Annotated in this window: 17 protein-coding genes and 1 pseudogene; 12 read left to right on the top strand and 6 right to left on the bottom strand. The window is 63.4% G+C overall.

Annotation, left to right across the window (positions count from 1 at the left end; all coding sequences use genetic code 11):
• Positions 1-1620 (top strand): annotated as a pseudogene (locus A9D60_RS14735) (hypothetical protein); the annotation flags it as partial.
• Positions 1617-2453: a glycosyltransferase family 2 protein gene (locus A9D60_RS14730; RefSeq protein ID WP_065268289.1), complete on the top strand. Its 837-nt coding sequence runs from the start codon at positions 1617-1619 to the stop codon at positions 2451-2453. The pseudogene A9D60_RS14735 and the gene A9D60_RS14730, both read left to right, overlap by 4 nt.
• Before the next feature lie 132 nt (positions 2454-2585).
• On the opposite strand, the gene A9D60_RS14725 is transcribed toward A9D60_RS14730, so the two are convergent.
• Positions 2586-3794, bottom strand: a complete 1209-nt coding sequence (locus A9D60_RS14725) for a glycosyltransferase (RefSeq protein ID WP_065268288.1) — start codon at positions 3792-3794, stop codon at positions 2586-2588.
• 236 nt (positions 3795-4030) lie between these two features.
• On the opposite strand from A9D60_RS14725, the gene A9D60_RS14720 reads away from it, so the two are divergent.
• Positions 4031-5401 (top strand): oligosaccharide flippase family protein, encoded by a 1371-nt coding sequence (locus A9D60_RS14720; RefSeq protein ID WP_065268287.1) that lies wholly within the window; start codon positions 4031-4033, stop codon positions 5399-5401.
• Positions 5402-5508: 107 nt separating this feature from the next.
• Here A9D60_RS14720 and A9D60_RS14715 read toward each other — a convergent pair whose 3' ends face one another.
• The 3 genes from A9D60_RS14715 to A9D60_RS14705 form a co-directional block, all read right to left on the bottom strand.
• Positions 5509-6750: a DUF874 domain-containing protein gene (locus A9D60_RS14715; RefSeq protein WP_065268286.1), complete on the bottom strand. Its 1242-nt coding sequence runs from the start codon at positions 6748-6750 to the stop codon at positions 5509-5511.
• A gap of 117 nt (positions 6751-6867) precedes the next feature.
• Positions 6868-7794, bottom strand: a complete 927-nt coding sequence (locus tag A9D60_RS14710; RefSeq protein ID WP_141117931.1) for a CpsD/CapB family tyrosine-protein kinase — start codon at positions 7792-7794, stop codon at positions 6868-6870.
• 74 nt (positions 7795-7868) lie between these two features.
• Positions 7869-8564: a sugar transferase gene (locus A9D60_RS14705; RefSeq protein ID WP_141117932.1), complete on the bottom strand. Its 696-nt coding sequence runs from the start codon at positions 8562-8564 to the stop codon at positions 7869-7871.
• Positions 8565-9352: 788 nt separating this feature from the next.
• Here A9D60_RS14705 and A9D60_RS14700 point away from each other — a divergent pair.
• Positions 9353-10204 (top strand): 2-dehydro-3-deoxygalactonokinase, encoded by an 852-nt coding sequence (locus A9D60_RS14700; RefSeq protein ID WP_065268284.1) that lies wholly within the window; start codon positions 9353-9355, stop codon positions 10202-10204.
• Between the two features lie 131 nt (positions 10205-10335).
• Here the strand turns inward: A9D60_RS14700 and A9D60_RS14695 are convergent, their stop codons facing one another.
• Complete coding sequence (locus tag A9D60_RS14695) at positions 10336-11145, bottom strand: TIGR03084 family metal-binding protein (RefSeq protein ID WP_065268283.1); 810 nt, start codon at positions 11143-11145, stop codon at positions 10336-10338.
• A gap of 98 nt (positions 11146-11243) precedes the next feature.
• On the bottom strand, positions 11244-12362 hold the full coding sequence (locus A9D60_RS14690) for a THUMP domain-containing class I SAM-dependent RNA methyltransferase (protein ID WP_065268292.1): 1119 nt from the start codon (positions 12360-12362) through the stop codon (positions 11244-11246).
• A gap of 267 nt (positions 12363-12629) precedes the next feature.
• Between A9D60_RS14690 and A9D60_RS14685 the strand changes: the two genes are divergently transcribed.
• From A9D60_RS14685 to A9D60_RS14650, 8 genes are all read left to right on the top strand, one after another.
• Positions 12630-14363, top strand: coding sequence for an ABC transporter substrate-binding protein (locus A9D60_RS14685; RefSeq protein ID WP_065268282.1), 1734 nt, complete (start codon positions 12630-12632; stop codon positions 14361-14363).
• 155 nt (positions 14364-14518) lie between these two features.
• The gene (locus A9D60_RS14680; protein WP_065268281.1) at positions 14519-15583 is read left to right on the top strand and encodes an ABC transporter ATP-binding protein; all 1065 of its coding nucleotides are present in this window, start codon (positions 14519-14521) and stop codon (positions 15581-15583) included.
• A 7-nt stretch (positions 15584-15590) separates the two neighbouring features.
• The gene (locus A9D60_RS14675) at positions 15591-16691 is read left to right on the top strand and encodes an ABC transporter ATP-binding protein (protein ID WP_065268280.1); all 1101 of its coding nucleotides are present in this window, start codon (positions 15591-15593) and stop codon (positions 16689-16691) included.
• Entirely contained in the window at positions 16691-17554 is an 864-nt protein-coding gene (locus tag A9D60_RS14670) for a carbohydrate ABC transporter permease (protein ID WP_065268279.1), read from the top strand. The genes A9D60_RS14675 and A9D60_RS14670 overlap by 1 nt, the downstream gene beginning before the upstream one ends.
• Before the next feature lie 13 nt (positions 17555-17567).
• Entirely contained in the window at positions 17568-18365 is a 798-nt protein-coding gene (locus A9D60_RS14665) for a carbohydrate ABC transporter permease (protein WP_019298163.1), read from the top strand.
• Positions 18365-18643, top strand: a complete 279-nt coding sequence (locus A9D60_RS14660; RefSeq protein ID WP_039150888.1) for a DUF2160 domain-containing protein — start codon at positions 18365-18367, stop codon at positions 18641-18643. Before A9D60_RS14665 ends, A9D60_RS14660 begins: the two co-directional genes overlap by 1 nt.
• A gap of 323 nt (positions 18644-18966) precedes the next feature.
• Positions 18967-19383, top strand: a complete 417-nt coding sequence (locus tag A9D60_RS14655) for a BlaI/MecI/CopY family transcriptional regulator (protein WP_019298165.1) — start codon at positions 18967-18969, stop codon at positions 19381-19383.
• Positions 19373-20515 carry a M56 family metallopeptidase gene (locus A9D60_RS14650; RefSeq protein WP_065268278.1) on the top strand — a complete coding sequence of 381 codons (1143 nt, stop codon included), beginning with the start codon at positions 19373-19375 and terminating at the stop codon, positions 20513-20515. The genes A9D60_RS14655 and A9D60_RS14650 overlap by 11 nt, the downstream gene beginning before the upstream one ends.
• Positions 20516-20883: the final 368 nt, after the last annotated feature.

Here is a 20883-nt window from a genome sequence, read left to right as displayed (position 1 = left end):
GCCGCAGCCCGCCAGCCCATTGCCATCAACCTTGCGGGCATTGCCGACTGGAGCACCCAAGCACCGTTCCTTGATCATTTTAAAACCGCCCGCCCCTGGATCGGCCATCTGCCTGGACAATGGGGCGGTGTTGATCATGCCAGCCTGATGGCCGCAGGCTATCTGGACCCGGCAGGCTGGCCCACAGCGATCCCACCGGAGCTCAGCTCGATCGGCACGGTGATCCTGACTGATCTGCCCGAGCAGGCGGTGTCGCTGGCGGGCCGCTATGTGCTGCGCTTCGAGGGTGATGGCATCGTCGAGGTTCTGGGCAGGGCAGAGAACGTCCGCTATGGCAAAGGAGAGGTGCGTTTCGGCTTTACCCCCGGCCCAGGCCCGGTAGAGATCCGCATCCAGCGGATGGGCCGCAGCGGCGGCTATGTGCGCAACATCACGGTGGTGAAGGAGGAGCATCTGGCTGCCTTTGACGGCGGTGCGCTGTTCAATCCGCTGTGGCTGAAGCGGCTGGATGGTTTTGCCGCGTTGCGGTTCATGGATTGGATGGCCACCAATGGATCTGAGCAGACAGGGTGGGAAGAGCGGCCGCTGACGTCGGATTACACCTGGGCGCTGAAAGGGGTCCCGGCGGAAGTGATGCTGGCACTGGCCAACACGCTGGATGCCGATCCCTGGTTCAACATGCCCCATATGGCAGATGACACCTATATGCGGCGCTTTGCGCAGCTGGCAGAGCGCGGACTGAACAAGGGCCTGCGCGCCTATGTGGAATATTCCAACGAGGTCTGGAACTGGCAGTTTCAGCAGGCCGCCTGGGCCGATGCCCAGGCCCGGGCGCGCTGGGGCGGCGATGGATTGTGGATGCAGTTCTACGGCGGCCGTGCTGCGGAAGTGGCGCAGATATGGACCAGCGTGTTCGGCCAAGACAGCACACGGCTGGTACGGGTAATCTCGTCTCAAACCGGCTGGCTGGGGCTGGAAGAGCAGGTGTTGACGGCCCCCCTGTGGAAGGCAGAGTGCGCAGACCGCCAGGTGCCTGCCACCTACTTCGATGCCTATGCGGTAACCGGCTATTTCGGCGGCATTCTGGGGCTGGAGGAACGCGCCGGGCAGGTCCGCGACTGGATTGATGACAGCCGCGAGCAGGCACTGGTGCGGGCCGCGGAACGCGGGCTGACGGGCACAGCAGCTGCTGCATTTGCACAGCAGCATCAATATGACGCCGCCAGCGCCCGGGCCGGGGCAGAGCTGCGCGACGGTCTGATCTCCGGCAATCCTGCCGACACGCTGGCGGATCTGCTTGGCCGGGTGCTGCCTTATCACGCTGAGGCCGCGCAAAAACACGGTCTGGATCTGATCATGTACGAGGGCGGCAGCCATGTAGTGGGTATTGGCCCGATGGTTGAAGATGCGGAGCTGACCGGCTTCTTCACCCATTTCAACTACACGGATGAAATGGGAGGCCTGTACCGCGGCCTGCTGGCAGGCTGGCAGGCACTTGGCGGCAGCCTGTTCACCGCCTATGCCGACGTAGGCGCGCCCGGAAAATGGGGCAGCTGGGGGGCCTTGCGCACCCTTAGCGACCAGAATCCGCGCTGGGACGCGCTGGAATCTGTCAAATGACCCCGCGTATCTCCGTTCTGATCCCTGCTCATAACGAGGCAGACTACATCGAAAGCTGCCTGCAGGCAGTCTTTGCCTCGGACCCGTTGCCCGCGGGCATGACGGCAGAGGTGCTGGTGCTGGCCAACGGCTGCAGCGATACGACCGCGGCGCTGGCCCGCAGGGCTGCCGCTCCGACAGACTGGGAGCTGAAGGTGCTGGTGCTGCCGGAGGGCGGTAAGCTGGGCGCGCTGAATGCCGGTGATGCCGCCGCGCGCGGGGAAATCCTGGTCTATCTGGATGCCGACGTGCAGGTTTCACCGGATCTGATCCCGCAGATCGCAGCGGTCTTGGATAGCGGCGCACCGGGCTATGCCAGCGGCCGCCCGCTGGTTTCCCCGGCCCGCAGCCCGGTTACCCGCGCCTATGCACGGTTCTGGATGCGGCTGCCGTTCTTCTCGAGCGGCGTGCCGGGATTCGGCATCTTTGCCATGAACCGGGCCGGGCGCCAGCGCTGGGGCGGCTGGCCGGACATCATTGCCGACGACATCTTTGCCCGGCTGAACTTTGCTCCGCAGGAGCGCATGCGGGTGGCGGCCACCTATAGCTGGCCGATGGTGGAGGGGTTCCGCAATCTGGTGAAGGTGCGGCGGCGGCAGAATGCCGGAGTGGCGGAAGTGGCAGAAACCTACCCGCATTTGATGCTGAACGACGACACACAGCAGGTTGGTCCCGTCAGGATTTTGCGCCTGCTGCTGCGCGATCCGGCCGGGTTTCTGTTCTATGCCGCGGTTGCGCTGGCGGTGAAAACGCCGCTGTTTGCCTCCCGCAGCCGCTGGACCCGCGGCCGCTGACGACCTGCCGCTGTTCGCGGCACTCCCGTATCCGCAGGATGCTCTGGCTTCGCCTGCACACCTTTGGCGGCCACGCCCAACGGGAGCGGTGCATCTGCAGATGCGCCGGCGACGGGCGGGAGGGTACCGCTGCTACTTCCGGATGGAATCGCGGAAATGCCCTGCCAGGCGGGCGGCTTCCTTGGCGCTGTCATGCCGCTCAAGCACCCTGATGCGGCCGGCCTGGCCCATTTCGGAAAGCCTCTCCAGCGGTGATTGCGACAGCGCCAGAATGGCCTCCGCCAGCGCCGTTTCATCGCCTGCAGGAACCAGCCAGCCAGTCTTGCCCGGCTGCACCAGTTCCGGCGTGCCCGCAACATAGGTGGCGATGACCGGCCGGGCAGCGGCCATTGCTTCCATCACCACCATCGGCAGCCCCTCTGCGAAAGAGGGCATCACCAGCGCGTGGGCGCGGTCCAGCTCCTGCCGCACGCCGTCTTCTGCCAGCCAGCCGGTCAGGGTGATATTCCGCTGCAGCCCAAGCTCGGCAATTGCCGTTTCAAGGTCCGGGCGCATTTCCCCGTCGCCGATCAGAGCCAAGTGCAAATCCGGGACGTGCTCAACCAGCTGTGCCATGGCCCGGACCAGCACCATCTGGCCCTTCTGCTCGACGAACCGCCCGATGGCGGCAAGCCGCAGCGCGCCGCCAGGAAGCTGCACCGGGCCGGCAAAGCGCTCTGGTTCGATACCGCAGTGCACAACTTTCAGGCTGTTCCACTTGGCGAACGGCGCCCAGCGGCTCAGCTGGCTCTTTCCGAAACTGCTGACACCCACTGTGAAGGCGGCACGGCGGATCTTCTCGCCAAGCGACAGCGCGTTGGGGGCATCGAACTCTTCCGGCCCGTGCACTGTGAAACTGTAGGCGGGGCCGCCCAGCACATGCGCCAGCATCGCCACCGCCGCGGAATTGGTGCCGAAGTGGGCGTGCATGTGCTGCACGCATTCTGCCTGGCAGCGCTGTTTCACATGGGCCGCTTCGCCAAGGTAGATCAGATGCCGCAGCGCGCCCTTGTCAGAGGCGTGCGCCAGTTTCAGAGCCAATGCCAGCGCCTTTGTGAAACGGTGCGGCGCCGCCAACGCCACCTGCACCAGCGCCGCCAGAAGGCGGCCCGGGCCAGCCTGCAGCACATACTCGGTGCGCGCGGCCTCTGCCTGGTCACCCGGATCGGCCAGCGCCGCATCAGAGGGGCGCATCGCCAGGCGCAGGATCTCCACGCCCTGCTGTTCCAGCGCCTGCAGCTCGCGGCGGATAAAGCTGTGCGAGGGTTGCGGATAGGTGTTCAGGACATATGCGATCTTCAACGCGGCGGCTTCCCGGCAAATGCATGTATCCGCGGCAGGTTAGCGGCGGTTTGGCAGCTTGCCCAGCACCCTGTGACGCTTGTCGCGCGGACGTGGAGAATGCGGCACAGGCAGCAGGATTGTCGCCCCATTTCAGCCGCTTACACTTCTCACAGCCGCCGTTGCCGCCGCAAGATTGACGCCCCTGCCCCGCCCGCCTAGCCTGCACCGCAGGAGTATTGGGGATTTGCGCCGGAATGCAGCGGGTTGCTTCGCTTTTTGCCGGCCAGGGGATGATGGCGCGGGTGCTGCGATCAGCCTCCTGGCTGATGATTGGATACGGGGGCAGCCAGGCCTTGCGGCTGGCCTCGAACCTGATCCTGACGCGTATCCTGTTTCCTGAGGCCTTTGGCCTGATGGCGCTGGTCACGGTGGTGACGGTGGGGTTGTCGCTGTTCTCGGACGTGGGCATCGGACCGTCGATTGCCCAGAACAAGCGGGGCGACGATCCGGCGTTCCTGGACACCGCCTGGACCATTCAGGTGGTCCGCGGGTTCGGGTTGTGGTCGCTGACCGCAATCCTGGCGTGGCCTGCAGCCGTATTCTACGGTGCGCCGGAACTGCTGATCTACCTGCCCATCGCAGGAGCCGGACTGGCCATCGCAGGCTTCAACCCGACAAGGATCGAGACCGCGCACCGGCACCTGCTGGCGGGACGGGTCACGGCGCTGGATCTGGCGGGCCAGACCATCGGGCTGGCGGCGATGGTTCTGTTGGCTCTGGCCACGCAATCGGTGATCGCGCTGGTGCTGGGCGGGGTCATTCAGGCCGCAGCCAAGCTGGCGCTGTGCCACTACGGCCTGCCGGGGGCGGCCAACCGCTTCCGCTGGGAGAAGGCGGCAGCGCGGGAGCTAATCCACTTCGGAAAGTGGATCTTTCTATCCACCGCCTTCTGGTTCCTGACCTCGCAAGGGGACCGGGCGATCTTGGGCAAGTTCGTGCCTCTGGAGGTGCTGGGGATCTACAACATCGGCTATTTTCTGGCGAGTTTTCCGATGCTCCTGGGCCATGCGGTGAACCAGCGGCTGATGATTCCGGTTTACCGTGACAAGCCTGCGCGGGAGGCACCTGAGAACCTGCGGCGGCAGCGGCAGCTGCGCTGCGGGCTGACGGGAGGAATTCTCGGGCTGTTGCTGCTGATGGCCTGGGCCGGGCCGTGGCTGGTCCAGTTTCTCTATGATGACCGCTACCTGCAAGCCGGGCCGATGATTGTGCTGATCGCCCTGGCCCTGGCACCTGCGGTGATCACCATGACTTATGATCAGGCGGCGCTGGCAGCGGGCGACAGCCGCGGCTTGTTTGTGTTTTCGGCCGCGCGGGCCTGCCTTCAGACGGGTCTGTTTTTGGGCGGCGTGGCCTGGTTCGGCTTGGCAGGCGGGATCGTCGCACTGGGACTGGCAATGCTGTCGGCCTATCCGGTGCTGGTGCGGCTGGCGCGCAGGCATCATGTCTGGGACCCGGTGCATGACGCCGGTTATGCGCTGCTGAGCAGCGCTGCAGGCGGCGCGGCACTGAGCTGGCACTGGGCGGAAATCACTGAAATGGCAGCGGCTCTGGGAACGCTTTAGTCGCCGCCTGCAAACCAGGCTGGATTAAAGCCAGAAGACGAGGCACAGCTTTGGGCAGAAGCGGCGCCCATTGGTAACCTGCCGCAAGGGCAGAAACCCAATATCGTCTAGGACTTGCGCCGGAACAGCCCGCGGCGCGGCGGGCGGGTGTCCATCACCGGGATGGAAACCACGGGCACTAGGCCGGTTTCACGCTCCATCTGCGCGGCGGTGCGCAGCACCGGGTGGCGCAGCTCCTGCAGGAAGGCCGCCAGCAAGGCCAGAAGGGCACTGGCTGCTGCGCCCATCAGTGCCTTGGTTTTGCGGGCGCCGGTCACCGGGTAGTCCGGCAGCGGCGCGGGTTCGATCACCGTAAGGCGCTCTGCCTGGTGGCTGGTCTCAAGCCGGAATCCGACCTCAGCCTCGTTGCGGCGGGCAGTCATCTGTGCCAGTTCGCCCTGCAATTGCTCCAGCCGACGGTCATATGCTCCGAGCTGACGCTCGACTTCCGGAGTGGTCTGCAAGGATGCCTCCAGCCCGGCCTTGCGCTGGGTCAGCAGCGCCTCTTGCGCGTCCAGTGTCGCCAGCTGCTGTTCGGCTTCTTCCTGCAGGCGGCGGGCAGTGGCGGCACGTTCTGTCGACTGAGCGCGGTCGGCAGCGCGGCGGATCTCGATCCGCTCGCGGGCAATTTCCAGAAGGCCCTCGTTCATCGCGGCAATCTCAGCCCTGCGGAATTCGATGGTTCCGGGCAGGGTCACGTCATTTGCGTTGCGGTAGGCGGCAATCTCATCCTCCAGGACCGCGACCTGATCTGCCAGGGCGGCTTCCTTTTGAACAAAGAAGCTAAGAGTTTCCCGGGCCTGGTCGATGCGGGTCGACATGCTGAGTTCAATCGTGCGGCGGCCGAACTCGCTGGCAACCTGCTGCGCCTGCTCCGCTGTGGGCATCCGGGCGGTGATGGTCAGCACAGAAATGGTGCCGTCATCGGCAAAACCCTCGCGGGCTGCGGCAATGCCAGTGATCTGCACCGCTGTCCGCAACTGCACCACTTTCTGCAATTCGGTCAGGGAGTCCTGGTCCGCATACAAGCCGAATTTCCCGATAATCTCCAGTAATGTCCCACGGGCCATCAGCCGCTGCTCGATCAGCTGCATGCGCCGCGCCGATGAGCCTTCGACCGTGGATTTGGCAAGTTCGCCGGCAATCTGCGGCTGGGTAATCTGAAGCACTTCCGCCGTTTCATATTCATGCTGCTGGCTGGCGGCAAACCACAGTGACACCAGACATCCCAAGACAAACACGCAAGCGATGGTGAACAGCCTGCGCTGCACCATGTCGAGAAAATCGCCCAGTGTGTAGATCGGCCCCATCAGTCTGCTCTCATGCCGCCGGGTTCCCGGCTGTTCCAATTCGATCAAGCCGCACCCACGGCCGCCGCCCCCGGTTTTACACCATAGCAACCGGGCGAAACTAAGGCGTTTCAGCGGTCAGTTCAGCGGGCTTTCAGACTTGCGCGCGCGGTTCAGAACCACGCCCAAGAGCTCAGTATGGCCGGCAAGCATCTTCTCGCAGGCGGCCAATTGCGCCGCAGTGGTGCTGGTGCCATCAGAGATCAGCAGCACCCCGTCCACCTGAGGCAGAAAGGCGGCGGTGTCGTCATGCTCCAGCACCGGAGGCAGGTCGAACAGCGCGGTGTCAGCGCCGCTGCGCAGCATCAAGTCATCCACGGCTGCGCCGCAGCTTTGGCTATGCAGGATCTCGGCGGCATCCTGATCTGTCGCGCTGTTCAGCCCGACTGCCAGCGATGGCAGCGGGCGCAGCAGCTGGTCTTCCATTTGAACTGCACCGGACAGGTAGGCCCCCATATCAGCAGTAGCCTGGATCCCCATGGCCCGTGCAATTCCCGGCTGGCGGAAGTTCAGATCCATCAGCACGGTGCGGCTGCCGGGAACCCGGGCCAGGCTGAGCGCGAGGTTGACCGCTGAGAAAGTGCTGCCGCAGCCCGAAACCGGGGCGGTCACCGCCACCCGCTTCCAGCCGCGTGCCCTGAGAGTGTGTGAAAGCCGCGTGCGGAGCAGATCGAAGGATTTGGCAGCAGGCGTAGAGCGGAACCGGCTAACCAGGGGCAGCCGCAGCCTTGGCTCCGCTGCGTCCTGGAATGGAACCTGCTGGATCCGATCCCAGGGTTCCGGCAGAGTGGCAGGCAGTTGAGCGGAACCGGATGAAGCAGGCGCGTCCAAGGGGCGTTGCCGCGGCTCATCAGAAGCCGCGGGCTTAACCTCCGCCGGGGCACGGCGTCGGCGGAACCGTTTGAACCCTTGTTCGCTCATGCCGTCTTCGTCATCCTTCTCCAAAATCCGGGTGCCGCGCACCGGGCTGGCGGTGACGGACCCAGATACAGCAAAATGCTTCACAACCGTGCTCCCTGCAATGGCCGAACAGTCTGATGCCGACGCGCGGGGCGCAGGCAGAGCATACCAGAAAAGCGTTAATATCCCGTCCCCTTCAGCACCACGCCGGCAGTTCGCCAAATCAGCGACAGGTCCCCGCCCAGCGACAGCCCGCGCCGGTAATCCGCATCCGCCCGGGCACGGGTTGCAAAACTGCCTTCGTTGCGGACGGACACCTGCCAGACGCCGGTGATCCCTGGCCGCAGGGCAAAATAGGCACGCGCATCACCATAGAGCGGCAGCTGTTCCGGCATCATCGGACGCGGCCCGACCAGGCTCATGTCACCCTTTGCAACGTTCCACAGCTGCGGCAGCTCATCCAATGAGGTGGCGCGCAGGAAACGGCCGACGCGGGTGATCCGCGGATCATTCTTTAACTTCTGGGTCTCATTCCACTCGCGGCGCAGTGCCGGATCCGTAACCAAGTAGTGCTGCRGCAACTGGTCCGCATTGCGCACCATGGTGCGCAGCTTCAAGATGCGGAACGGTCGCCCGCCGCGGCCCAGCCGGGCCTGCGTGTAAAACGGCTGCCCGCCCTCAAACCACAGCGCCGCTGCACACATGGCAACAAGCGGAAGGATGACCGGCAGGCTCGCGAGCACCAGCAGCAGATCAAGGACCCGTTTGCCGGTTGTTGGATAGGCACCGCTGCTTGTGCACCCGTCCGCGCTCCAGTCGGCCTGCCCCGCCGGCGTAAACCTGTTCAAAGCAGAGTTCAAATTGGCCGGTTGCATCTGCAGCGGACGAAGGAAAGCAACAGCCTTGGACGCCCGCCTCGCCTCAACCTCAACCCGCGCAAAGGACAGCGCCGCCCCTCCGGAAGCCGCGTCTCTCATTCCACATCCCCTCACTCCAGCCAGTCCCCACGGCCGGACAGCCGCCTGAAACGGCGGACGTTCACAATTCACACTGACAGTCCGCAGGCCCATGGCCGCGGAATGCCGTTATTGATTTTCAGGTTCGAAACGGGGCGCGCCCCCACGCGCCCGCGCCCATTTCATTCGGCCGCATCAAATACCCGGCGGCGGTGCAATCCTGCACTCCGCCCTAATTAAGACATATTTAGAAAATTGTGTGTAAAATTTACACTTCCCCAAAAAATGCACCGGAAACACGCGCTTCCTCTGAAAACAGGGAAACGATAGCAGGGAAATTCACCAATTGTTTCCCGAAGGTGCAACCTCATCCCGGAATCAAGGCGTCGGCTCTTGTAAGCTTGTTTCTAGAATCTGCACCGGAAAGCCTGGCAATTAGAAAACTTTGCACCTCGAGGTTTAAAGTGGTGGATTTTCTATCCTAAAAATTTGGCCGTGCAGCCGGCAACTCCCAGAAAATGGAAAAACTGCGGCTGACTGTTCGCAGCCGCAAGAGCGGACTTTCGCGGGGCCGCGAACATTTGGAGGCACTAGCACCCTGCGGGTCTTTGCATTTCTGCAGCCCGCCCCGGCAAGGCGGCACACTTGCCGGATCCCGGATTCATGGCCATAACGCACCGCGCAGAAGTATAAGAGGACATAAGGGTATGACGCAGCCTACCGGCAGCGGCGCCAGCTGGCTGGCCGCCAATATGGACGGAACGACACTGACCGCTTGGACTGTCACCGGTGGAACCGCAGGTCCGGCGCAGGTCCAGAGGCTGCAGGACGCCAGCCCTGCTGCGCTGGCCGCCGGATTGCGGCGGGTCCGGTCCAGCGATGCGCAACCCTTGGTTCTCGGCGGCAGCGGGCTGGTGCCGCCGCAGAACGTACCGGCGGAGCCTGCCGGAATGCGCTTGGCAGCAGTGGAACTGGAAGAGCTGACCGTCCATGCCATGCCGGGACTGAGCCAGCCCGCGCCGTGCGGTCTGATACAAGGGGCTGCAGCCCGGCTGCGCGGATTTTTGAAGCTGAACCCGGATTGGGACGGGGTGGTCTGCCTGCCCGGCAGCACTGTCACCCATTGGGTTCAAGTCAGTGCCAGGGAGGCCGTCAGCTTCCAAAGCGCGCTGACCGGCCAGATTGCGGCAGCGGTGATGCAGCCAATGGCACTGAACGCCGATACCAGTTGCGGCAAGGCAGCTCTCACCGCAGCGGCGGCAGATGGAATCGCCAAGCCCGAACTTCTGGCGGCACGGCTGGCAGCGCTCCAGGCAGAAGCCAGGCTGGGGCATCTGCCGGCAGAAGATGCATGCGGCAGACTCTGGGGGCTGCTGCTTGGGCCGGAACTGGCTGCCTCCCGGCCCTATTGGCTGGGTCAGAACGCGGCTCTGCTTGCTGACGCGCCGCTCCAGGCAATCTATACCACCGCGCTGGAAGCCCAGGGGCTGCCAGTTACAGTGGCAGACCCGCAGCGCATGACGCTGGAAGGGCTGACCAAGGCCTGGACCGCGGGCTAGGCCAGGCCCAATTCTCCCGTTGCTCCAGCACAACGTGATCGGGGGCCTCAGCGGCGCACTCCCGCGCCTGCTGGCCCACCGGCTGTGTTAGGCGGAAGCCCCCTGCCTGCGGGGTCGCTGCCCCACCCGGCCTAAGGCTTTGCAGGGCCGGCCCTGTATCGCGTTCCCTTCCGCGGCGGATGCTCTGGCGGGCCGGCAAAGCACTGGGCGATTTGCATCCAGCTTTCGGCGGCGGTGCCTGAGACCTGCAACCCGGTGTCAGCAAAGCTGCGCACCTGGGTGACAACCTGTGCAAACTCCACCGCAGAGCCTTTGACACAATCCTCATCCTGCGGAGCATTCCATTCCCAAACCGCCCCCGACGGCCCGGTCAGCTGCACAAAGGGCGCAGGCTCCGGCACGTCCAGCCCGCGGTTGCGGAAACTCCAGCCATAGGTCGCCACCCCCAGATGCGCGATGTTGCGGATGCGGTCCTGCTCCTGCCGCTCCAGGCCCAGGAGGTCGAACACCTCCTGCCCATGCGCCCAGGTCTCCATCTGCCGGGCTGTGACGGAACTGAGCGCACTCATGTCCGGCCCGATCCATTTCAGCCGCGTCTTGGGAGCTGCCACGGCAAAAGCATCGGCACAGCGCTCAGCCCCCTCCCACCATGCCGAAAACAGCGCACGGCCGCTGAGGCCATCCAGCCATGGAAACTGGCATTCGAGGATGGAGCGGCCTGCCTGCATATCCTGCAGCACCGGCGCAATGAAGGCCGCGAAAGCGTCCTCGCCCCGCAGCGAGGCCTCTGCCGCGGTGTTGAACAGGTGCAGATGGCCCAGCACATGTTCGATGGTCCAGCACTTGAACTGGGTTTCACGGTGGAACTCCGCCTCTGGCAGGTCCTCAAGGATGGCCGCCAGGGCGCGGCTCTCTGCGCGGAAATCTTCGGCCTGCTGCATGGTTCTCCCCTATTACCCCGCCTAGCAGGATAGCCGGGCCGGGTGCAGGCCGGAAACAGGGACCAAACGTCACAAATTAAGCCGCGGCGGCGGCCGCCTCAGGGCAGCGGATCGGTTTTGAACAGGCGGATTTTCAGCCCGCCGTGTGCTACCGGCGCGCCAAACGGTAGGAACGGCAGATTGGTTGCCTTGGCCAGGCTGGTTTCCGAGGTGACGATGCCCACCCGCCAGCCGGAGAAGCGCTCCTTCAGCACCTGGCCCAAGGCGCCGTAAAGCGCAAAGAGCAGCTTCTTGTTGCCGATCCGGGCGCCATAGGGCGGGTTGACGATAACCAGGCCCGGCGGGCCTTCAGGGCGCTGCAGGTCGCTCACTGCCGCCTGTGCAAATCGGGTGCAATCCGCAACGCCCGCCCGGTCTGCATTGGCAGTGGACATCTCAATGGCGCCCGCGTTGCGGTCGGAGCCGTGGAACAGCAAATCGGTCTCGCTCGTCTCGCCTGGCTGCTTCATCTCTGCCCAGGCGTCCGCATCAAATGTTGCAAGCTGTTCAAAGGCAAAGCTGCGGCTGCGGCCGGGCAGCAGGCCCTTGGTGATCTCGGCCGCCTCGATCACAAAGGTGCCGGAGCCGCACATCGGGTCCACCACCGGCTCGCTGCCGTCAAAGCCGCATTCGCGCAGAAACAGCGCGGCGAGGTTTTCCCGCATCGGCGCCTTGCCGACGGCGGACTTGTGGCCGCGCTTGTGCAGCCCCTCGCCCGAGGTGTCGACGCTGAAGACGCAGAGATTATCCTCGATCCGCAGTTTCACGGTCAGTTCGGCGTCTTTGGTGACAGGGGCGCCGAGGGTCTCGGCAATGGCCTTTTCCACCCGCTGGGCCGCGGCGCCGGCGTGGTAGATCTTGGATTTCTTGTTGGTGGCGACCTCCACCTTCACCGGCACATCCGGACGCAGAACCTCGCTCCAGGGAAACTTGCGCGCCCGTTTGTCAAGCTGCGCGAGGTGGAAGGCGCGGAATTCGCCGATCCTTGCCAGCACCCGTGCGGCGCCGCGCACCGACAGGTTGGCGCGCCAGACCTCACTCCAGTTGCCCTGCACCGTGACCCCGCCCGGCACGGCCTTGGGCGCGGCAAAACCCAGCTCCTTGGCCTCAGCCAGCAGCGCCTGTTCCAGCCCCGGCGCTGCGGTCAGGAAAATCTCGAAAGTGGTGTTTTGCGTCATGCTGACCTCCATAGACGCAAAGCCGATCCGCGGCGACAGTTTTTTCAGATCCCGCCATTGGGGAAACTGCCGTAGCGTTACAACCGCAAATGCTGCGCCGCGGCGTGGCGCAACCGCGCAAAAGGAGCTAAAATTACACAACAAATTCAATATGATACTTATTACTAAAAAATTAGTTTGACAACATAATCCAACCTATGAAAGCTCTATGCCAGTCAGGTGCAGCCAACGCGCAACTGGCCTCAAGAGACTTTCAGGGAGGAAGAGATGCGTAAGTATCTTCTCTCCGCAGCAGCCGTTTGTGCGGTGGTTGCGGGATCAATTGGCTATGCCGACGAAATGGCGGCCAAAAAATGGATTGATGAAGAGTTCCAGCCTTCGGCTTTGACCAAGGATGAACAGCTGTCAGAGTTGCAGTGGTTCATCAAGGCCGCGGAACCTTACAAAGGCATGGAGATCAACGTGCTGTCGGAAGGCATTCCGACGCATAGCTATGAATCCGAAGTGCTGACCAAGGCGTTTGAGGAAATCACCGGCATCAAGGTGAACCACCAGATCCTGGGTGAAGGCGAGGTTGTTCAGGCCGTGCAGACCCAGATGCAGACCAAGCGGAACCTCTATGACGGCTACGTCAATGACTCCGACCTGATCGGCACCCACTCGCGCCTGCAGCTGGCGTACAACCTGACCGACATGATGGCAGGCGAGTTCAAGGACGTGACCAACCCCGGCCTCGATCTGGATGACTTCATGGGCACCCAGTTCACCACCGGCCCGGACGGCGACCTGTACCAGCTGCCCGATCAGCAGTTCGCGAACCTCTACTGGTTCCGCAAAGACTGGTTCGACCGCGAAGACCTGCAGGCCGCGTTCAAGGAAAAATACGGCTATGACCTGGGTGTCCCGGTCAACTGGTCCGCTTATGAGGACATCGCCGAGTTCTTCAGCGAGCACGTCAAGGAAATCGACGGCACCGCGATCTATGGCCACATGGATTACGGCAAGCGTGCGCCGGACCTGGGCTGGCGGATGACCGACGCCTGGCTGTCGATGGCTGGTGCCGGCTCGAAGGGCGAGCCGAACGGCGTGCCGATCGACGAATGGGGCATCCGCATGGAAGAGGGTTCTTGCAACCCGGCGGGCGCCAGCGTGACCCGCGGCGGCGCGGCAAACGGCCCGGCGGCTGTTTATGCGATCCGCAAGTGGGACGAATGGCTGCGCAAATACGCGCCTCCGGGTGCCGCGTCCTATGACTTCTACCAGTCGCTGCCGGCACTGGCACAAGGCAACGTGGCACAGCAGATCTTCTGGTACACCGCCTTTACCGCAGACATGGTGAAGCCGCAGTCCGAAGGCAACAATACCGTTGACGGCGACGGCAACCCGCTGTGGCGGATGGCGCCCAGCCCGCACGGCCCCTACTGGGAAGCAGGCCAGAAGGTTGGCTATCAGGACGTGGGCTCCTGGACCTTCCTCAAGTCCAGCCCGCTGGACCGCGCACAAGCTGCCTGGCTCTATGCCCAGTTCGTGGTGTCCAAGACCGTGGACGTGAAGAAATCACACGTTGGCCTGACCTTCATCCGCGACTCTTCCGTGAACCACGAAAGCTTCACCGAGCGCGCACCGAAGCTGGGCGGCCTGGTCGAGTTCTACCGCTCGCCTGACCGCGTGGCATGGTCGCCGACCGGCATCAACGTTCCGGATTACCCGAAGCTGGCCCAGATCTGGTGGCAGCAGATCGGTGACGTGAACTCCGGCGCCTTCACGCCGCAGGAAGCGATGGACCGTCTGGCCGAGGAAATGGACATCACCATGGGCCGTATGCAGCGTGCAGACGAGCAGGCGAATGTCTATGGCGGCTGCGGCCCGCGCCTGAACGAAGAGAAAGACGCGGAGTGGTGGTACGCCAATGGCGGCGCCAAGGCCCCGCTGGAGAACGAGAAGCCGCAAGGCCAGACCGTCAACTATGACGAGCTGGTCGCCCGCTGGGCGACCAACTAAGGCCTCCTCCCGGCCCGGCCAACGATCCCCATCATCTGGCCGGGCTATCCTGGCCCCGGAGACCCTCTTCCGTCATCCGGGGCCATCTTCCCCAAGATCAGAGCGCGCCCCTGCCCCGCGCGCGAACAGGCCGCCTGCCAGAAAGTCAAAGCAAGATGGCACTCGAACTCAAGGGTGTGACCAAGCGCGTCGGCGCCATTCAGCACATCAAGGAAACCTCCCTTTTGCTGGAACCCGGTCACTTCAATGTCCTCCTCGGCGCCACCGGCTCCGGAAAGACCTCACTCATAAAACTGATGGCGGGCCTCGACCCGATGGCCAGCGGCCAGGTACTGATGGATGGCGAGGATGTCAGCCGTCTCAGCACCCAGAAGCGCAACATCAGCCTGGTGCATCAGTTCTTCATCAACTACCCGCATATGACGGTGTATGACAACATCGCCTCGCCGCTGAAAGTGGCTGGAATGGCGAAGTCGGAAATCGAAGGCCGCGTCGAAGAAGCAGCGGAGATTCTGCAGCTGAAGCCGATGCTGCACCGCCGCCCGCATGAGCTGTCCGGTGGCCAGCAGCAGCGCTGCGCCCTGGCCCGTGCAATTGCCAAGGAAAGCCGTGCGGTGTTCCTGGACGAGCCTCTGGCCAACCTCGACTACAAGCTGCGCGAAGAGCTGCGAGACCAGCTGCCCGAGCTGTTCGCAGGCCGCGGCGCGGTGGTGGTCTATGCGACCTCTGAACCCGAAGAGGCGCTGCTTCTGGGCGGCAAAACCGCACTGATGCGCGACGGCCGGGTGACCCAGTTCGGCCCCACCGCGGAGATCTACCGCAACCCCGGCAATGTCGATGCGGCCCGGGTGTTCTCCGACCCTCCGATCAACACCGCCGAGATCACCAAGCAGGGCAGCATGGCCCGCTTGGGCGCTGGCGTCACCTGGGAGCTGGCGGGCGACGCAGCCGGGCTGGCCGATGGCACTTACACCATCGCAATCCGCCCGCACCACGTGCTGCCGCGGCCCCGCAACGGCGCTGATGTGCAGCTGTCGGGCCAGGTGCAGGTGACGGAACTCTCCGGCTCTGAAAGCTCCGCCCACTTCGACATGGGCTCCGGCAGCTGGGTCTCGCTGGCCCATGGCGTCCACCCCTACCAGGTGGGCGAGCTGCACGACTTCTACATGGACCCCGCGCAGGCATACTTCTTTGCCCCCGACGGCAGCCGCGCGGCGTGAGGCATCAATGGCAAAAATAACTCTCTCCAAACTGCGCCACAGCTATCTTACGACACCGAAATCCGACTCGGACTACGCGCTGAAGGAAATCGACCTCGACTGGACCGACGGCGGCGCCTATGCGTTGCTCGGCCCCTCAGGCTGCGGCAAATCCACCCTATTGAACATCATCTCCGGCCTGCTGGTGCCGTCCGAGGGCCAGATCCTGTTCGACGGCAAGGACGTCACCGCCCTGCCCCCGGACCAGCGCAACATCGCCCAGGTGTTCCAGTTCCCGGTGATCTACGACACCATGACGGTCTACGACAACCTGGCGTTCCCGCTCAGGAACCGCGGCCGGGATGAGGCCACCGTGCACCAGCGGGTGATGGCAATTGCCGAGATGCTCGAAGTCACTGAAATGCTGGAGCAGAAAGCCGCGGGCCTCAGCCCCGACAACAAGCAGAAGATCTCGATGGGCCGCGGCCTGGTGCGCGAGGACGTCAACGTGGTGATGTTCGATGAGCCGCTCACCGTGATCGACCCGCACCTGAAGTGGAAACTGCGCTCCAAGCTGAAGGAGCTGCACCAGCGGGTGAAGGCGACGATGATCTACGTCACCCACGACCAGACCGAGGCGTTGACATTCGCCGACCAAGTGGTGGTGATGCAGCTGGGCGAGGTGGTGCAGATCGGCACGCCCGTGGAACTGTTCGAGCGGCCTGCGCATACTTTTGTCGGCCATTTCATCGGCTCGCCCGGGATGAACATCCTGCCTTGCGAGCTGCAGCACGGCGCTGCCGTGTTTGCCGGCCAGCAGATCGCGCTCGAAGGCCCCATTCAAGGCGCGGCAGAAGGCAAAACCGAAATCGGCATCCGCCCGGAATTCGTCTCGCTAGCGGACCACGGCCTGCCCGCCATAGTCACCAAGGTCTCTGACATCGGCCGCCACACGGTGGTGGAATGCGAGGCCGGCGGCTGCCGCATCAACGCCGTGACCGAAGGCGCCGCGCCGGGAAAAGGCAGCGCTGTGCATCTGGCCTTCCGCCAGGACATGACCCGGCTTTACGTGGACGGCTGGCTTGCCACCGCCCCCGCCAATGCCACCGGTGAACAAGGAGCAGCCTGATGAAAACCGAAAACCAGAAAGCCTGGTTCTTTGTCCTGCCGGTGCTGGCGCTGGTCGCCTTCAACGCGCTGATCCCGATGATGACGGTGGTCAACTACTCGGTGCAGGAGACCTTTGGCGACAACGTGTTCTTCTGGCAAGGATTGGACTGGTTCCAGCAGATCCTGCGCTCCGACAGGTTCCACGCCGCCCTTGGCCGCCAGTTCCTGTTCACCTTCCTGATCCTGATCATCGAGGTGCCGCTGGGCATCGCCATTGCTCTGTCGATGCCGCGCAAGGGGTTCTGGGTGCCGGTGTGCCTGGTGCTGATGGCCTTGCCGATGCTGATCCCTTGGAACGTTGTGGGCGCGATGTGGAACATCTTCACCCTGCCCGACATCGGCCTTTTGGGCTATTTCCTGAACCATGTGCTGGGCATCTCCTATGACATGACGCAGAACCCCATTGCGGCCTGGGTGACAATCGTCACCATGGACGTCTGGCACTGGACCTCACTGGTGGTGCTGCTGAGCTATGCCGGCCTGGTGTCGATCCCCGACGCCTATTACCAGGCGGCCAAGATCGACGGTGCCTCCAACTGGGCGGTGTTCCGGTTCATCCAGCTGCCGAAGATGAAAACGGTGCTGACCATCGCCATCCTCTTGCGCTTCATGGACAGCTTCAACATCTACACTGAGCCGTTCGTGCTCACCGGCGGCGGCCCCGGCAACTCAACCACGCTGCTGTCGATCGACCTGGTGAAAATCGCGCTTGGCCAGTTCGACCTCGGTCCCGCCGCTGCCATGTCGCTTATCTATTTTGCAATCACGCTCCTGGTCTCCTGGCTGTTCTACACGCTGATGACCAAGGACGACCTGAACTAAGGGAGGGATCCAGATGCAGAAACGATCCATCGTCCCCATCGTCTATATCCTGTTCCTGATGCTGCCGATCTACTGGCTGGTGGCGATGAGCTTCAAGACGACCAATGAAATCCTGTCGGGCTTCTCGCTGTTCCCGCAGACTTTCACGCTGGACAATTACGCAACCATCTTCACCGATCCCAGCTGGTACTGGGGCTACATCAACTCAATCGCCTACGTGTCGATCAACACGGTGATCTCCATCGCGGTGGCGCTGCCGGCAGCCTATGCCTTCAGCCGCTACCGGTTCCTGGGTGACAAGCAGCTGTTCTTCTGGCTGCTGACCAACCGGATGGCGCCTGCCGCCGTCTTCGCGCTGCCGTTCTTCCAGCTCTATTCCGCGGTGGAACTGTTCGACACCCATCTGGCCGTCGCCCTGGCGCACTGCCTGTTCAACATCCCGCTGGCGGTGTGGATCCTGGAGGGTTTCATGGGCGGCGTTCCCAAGGAGCTGGACGAGACCGCCTTTGTCGACGGCTATTCCTTCCCGCGCTTCTTTGCGACGATCTTCATCCCCTCGATCAAGGCGGGCGTGGGTGTGGCGGCCTTCTTCTGCTTCATGTTCTCCTGGGTGGAACTGCTGCTGGCCAAAACCCTGACCGCTGTTGCCGCCAAGCCGATTGCCGCCACCATGACCAAGACCGCGTCCTCTGCGGGCTATGAATTGGGGCTGCTGGCGGCTGCGGGAACTCTGACAATCATTCCGGGCGCCATCGTGATCTGGTTCGTCCGCAACTACATCGCGAAGGGTTTCGCGATGGGGAGGGTGTAATGCTTTCATGGATGGCCTGGACCTGGCCCACTGCCCTGTTGTTCATCGGTATCTTCAGCGCCATCGGCGTGCTGATCATCGCCGAAATCCGCCACCCCGGCGGCGCGGCCCGCAAAGGCGTGCTCGGCCTCACCACTACCCGCGGCGACCGGCTGTTCATCAGCCTGCTGGGAACCTCCTATATCTTCCTGGCCTGGCTGGGACTGGTGGGGATGCCGCTTTGGTGGCCGCTGGGGCTGTCGATCGCCTGGGGCATCTTCTGCTTCTGGAAGGTCTGATGCCCTGCGGGTCAGTTTCAATGCTGCCACTGCGGGTCAAGGGGGCCAGAGGCCCCGCTGCAGGCGGCTTGCCCTTGACGCGCAATCCCTAAACACAATCGGGACAGGCCTTGAAGGCAAACCTGCCCTTCAAGGCCTTCTCAGCCAAGACCCTGAACCGGCGCGCCAAGCAGTGCCCTTGGGACTGGCCATCACTCCGCCCCCTGCTGAGAAGACTCGCGCGGCAGCGCAAACTTTGACAAAAAAAGTCCCGCCGCCGCGCATCTTCTAAAAAAATAGTTTTCACGGAAGCCTGCTTCCCCTAGCATGACTGGAACGATCACATGAGCCGGACTGCCGAGGCGATGCGCAAGAAACACGACACTTCCCTGCTGACCGAGGTTGAGCTGGAATTCATGACCGTCGTCTGGGACATGGGCGGCGGCACCGTGCGCGATATCCTTGCCGAGCTGAACAAGATGCAGGAACGCGCCTACACTTCGGTGGCCACGGTTCTCAAGATCATGGAACAGAAGGGCTTTCTCACCAGCGAGCGCAAGGACCGCTCCCTGGTTTACCGCCCCGCCGTTCCCAAGGCAGAGTATCAGAAAACATCTCTGAAAAACCTTTCGAGCAAGCTTTTCAACGGCGCGCCCGCCGCATTGGTGGCGCGGCTGGTCGATGATGAGGATGTGACCGACGAGATGCTTGAGGAGATGCGGGCGCTCTTGGAGGAAAGGCTGGGGGATAATGAACGCTGATGTTCTGCTGAATGCCTATATTGATCTGAATATCCTGCTGCTGGCGGGCACCCTGCTGTGGTTTGCCGCACGCAAGGCTCTGGCAAGCAGCCCGCTGGGCCGTGCCTACCGCCCGCAATTGCGGCTTCTGAACGGCATGACGGTGCTGCTGGCCGCCTCGCCCCTGCTGATCCTGGCCTTCACCCGGTTCGTCATCGCCCATCCGCCGAATTTCTCCGACATGCTGGTCTCGCAGTATCTGCAGGGCAATGTCAGCATGAGCGCGGGTACATTCGAAGCAACCCTCGGCCTGCGCGAGGATGCGGTGCGCGGCCTCACCAGCCTGCAGCCGGCCTGGGCGCAAGCCCTTGCCGCAGCCTTTGCCGCCGGGGCTCTGATCTGCCTGGTGCATGTAGCGGTTTCCGTCTTCCGGCTGCGGCAAAACCTGGCAGGTGCCTTTGTCTGGAAACGCATTGGCCGGGTTCAGCTGATGGTGTCCGATGACATCCGCGTGGCCTATTCCACCCGCGGGCCGTTTTGCCGCTATGTGGTTCTGCCCACGCAGCTGCTGAATGACCCGTGCGACCTGCGCCTGACCATCGCGCACGAGCTGCAGCATTTCCGCCAGCGCGACATCGAATGCGAGTTTCTGCTGGAGATGCTCCGACCGCTCCTGTTCTGGAACCCCGCCTTCTACCTGTGGCGGCGCGAGGTGCGGCTGCTGCGTGAATTTGCCTGTGATCAGGCACTGATGGCGAGGCCTTCTTTCGATGTGCGTGCCTATTGCGAATGCCTGATCCGGGCCTGCGCCCACGCCGCCCGCAGCCCTGCCCTGTTCATGCGCCGCAGTCCTGCGGTTGCGCTGGTCGACCGCCGCGAAACCCGCCGCGGCGCATCCCTGCAACGGCGGATCATCGCGGTGACCGCGGTTCAGCCCCGGGGACCGAACTCGCTTGGCTGGGGTGTGGTCTCATTGGCGATGGCCGGGGTGGTTCTGGCAACAGCGATGCTGCTGCAGCGGCCCAGCGACTGGAGCCATGACCGCATCATGCTGTCGACTATCGTCAATCTGGAGCGCATGGCAACGCGCAACAGCGCACCGGAACTGGCTGTCAGCGCCTTGAACGGCGGCTTTGCTGTCCCTTCGCAATAAACCCGCAAGAACCACCTGAATACTGGTCTGGCACACCGGCGGGCAAAATGCCCGCCGCACCCGTGTTTGGCGGCTTCAGCAGCACCTGTTTTTTGCCTTCGACTCACTTGGCATTCATTACATCCGGCCTCTGCTGATTTGGGCAGAAGCCGCAATGACGCCTTCCTTTCTCCAGGGGCCGCCTGAACGGGCGAAAACCCGCAGGACGGGCCAAAGGGCATGAGCGGAGAAAGGACCAGCAGAATTTCAGAGCGGCAATGCGCCGGGCAAACCAGGCCGTTCCGGCAGCCCGGTGCCTGAAACGACCAGCATGCAGCAACAGCGTGGAAGCCGACACCAGCCCGGCCTAGCACTATGCCACGGCACGC

Source organism: Leisingera sp. JC1, assembly GCF_001679925.1.
Taxonomy (GTDB): Bacteria; Pseudomonadota; Alphaproteobacteria; order Rhodobacterales; family Rhodobacteraceae; genus Leisingera.
The sequence above is the reverse complement of the archived record's forward strand: the minus strand, read 5'-3'. Positions and strand labels throughout refer to the sequence as shown.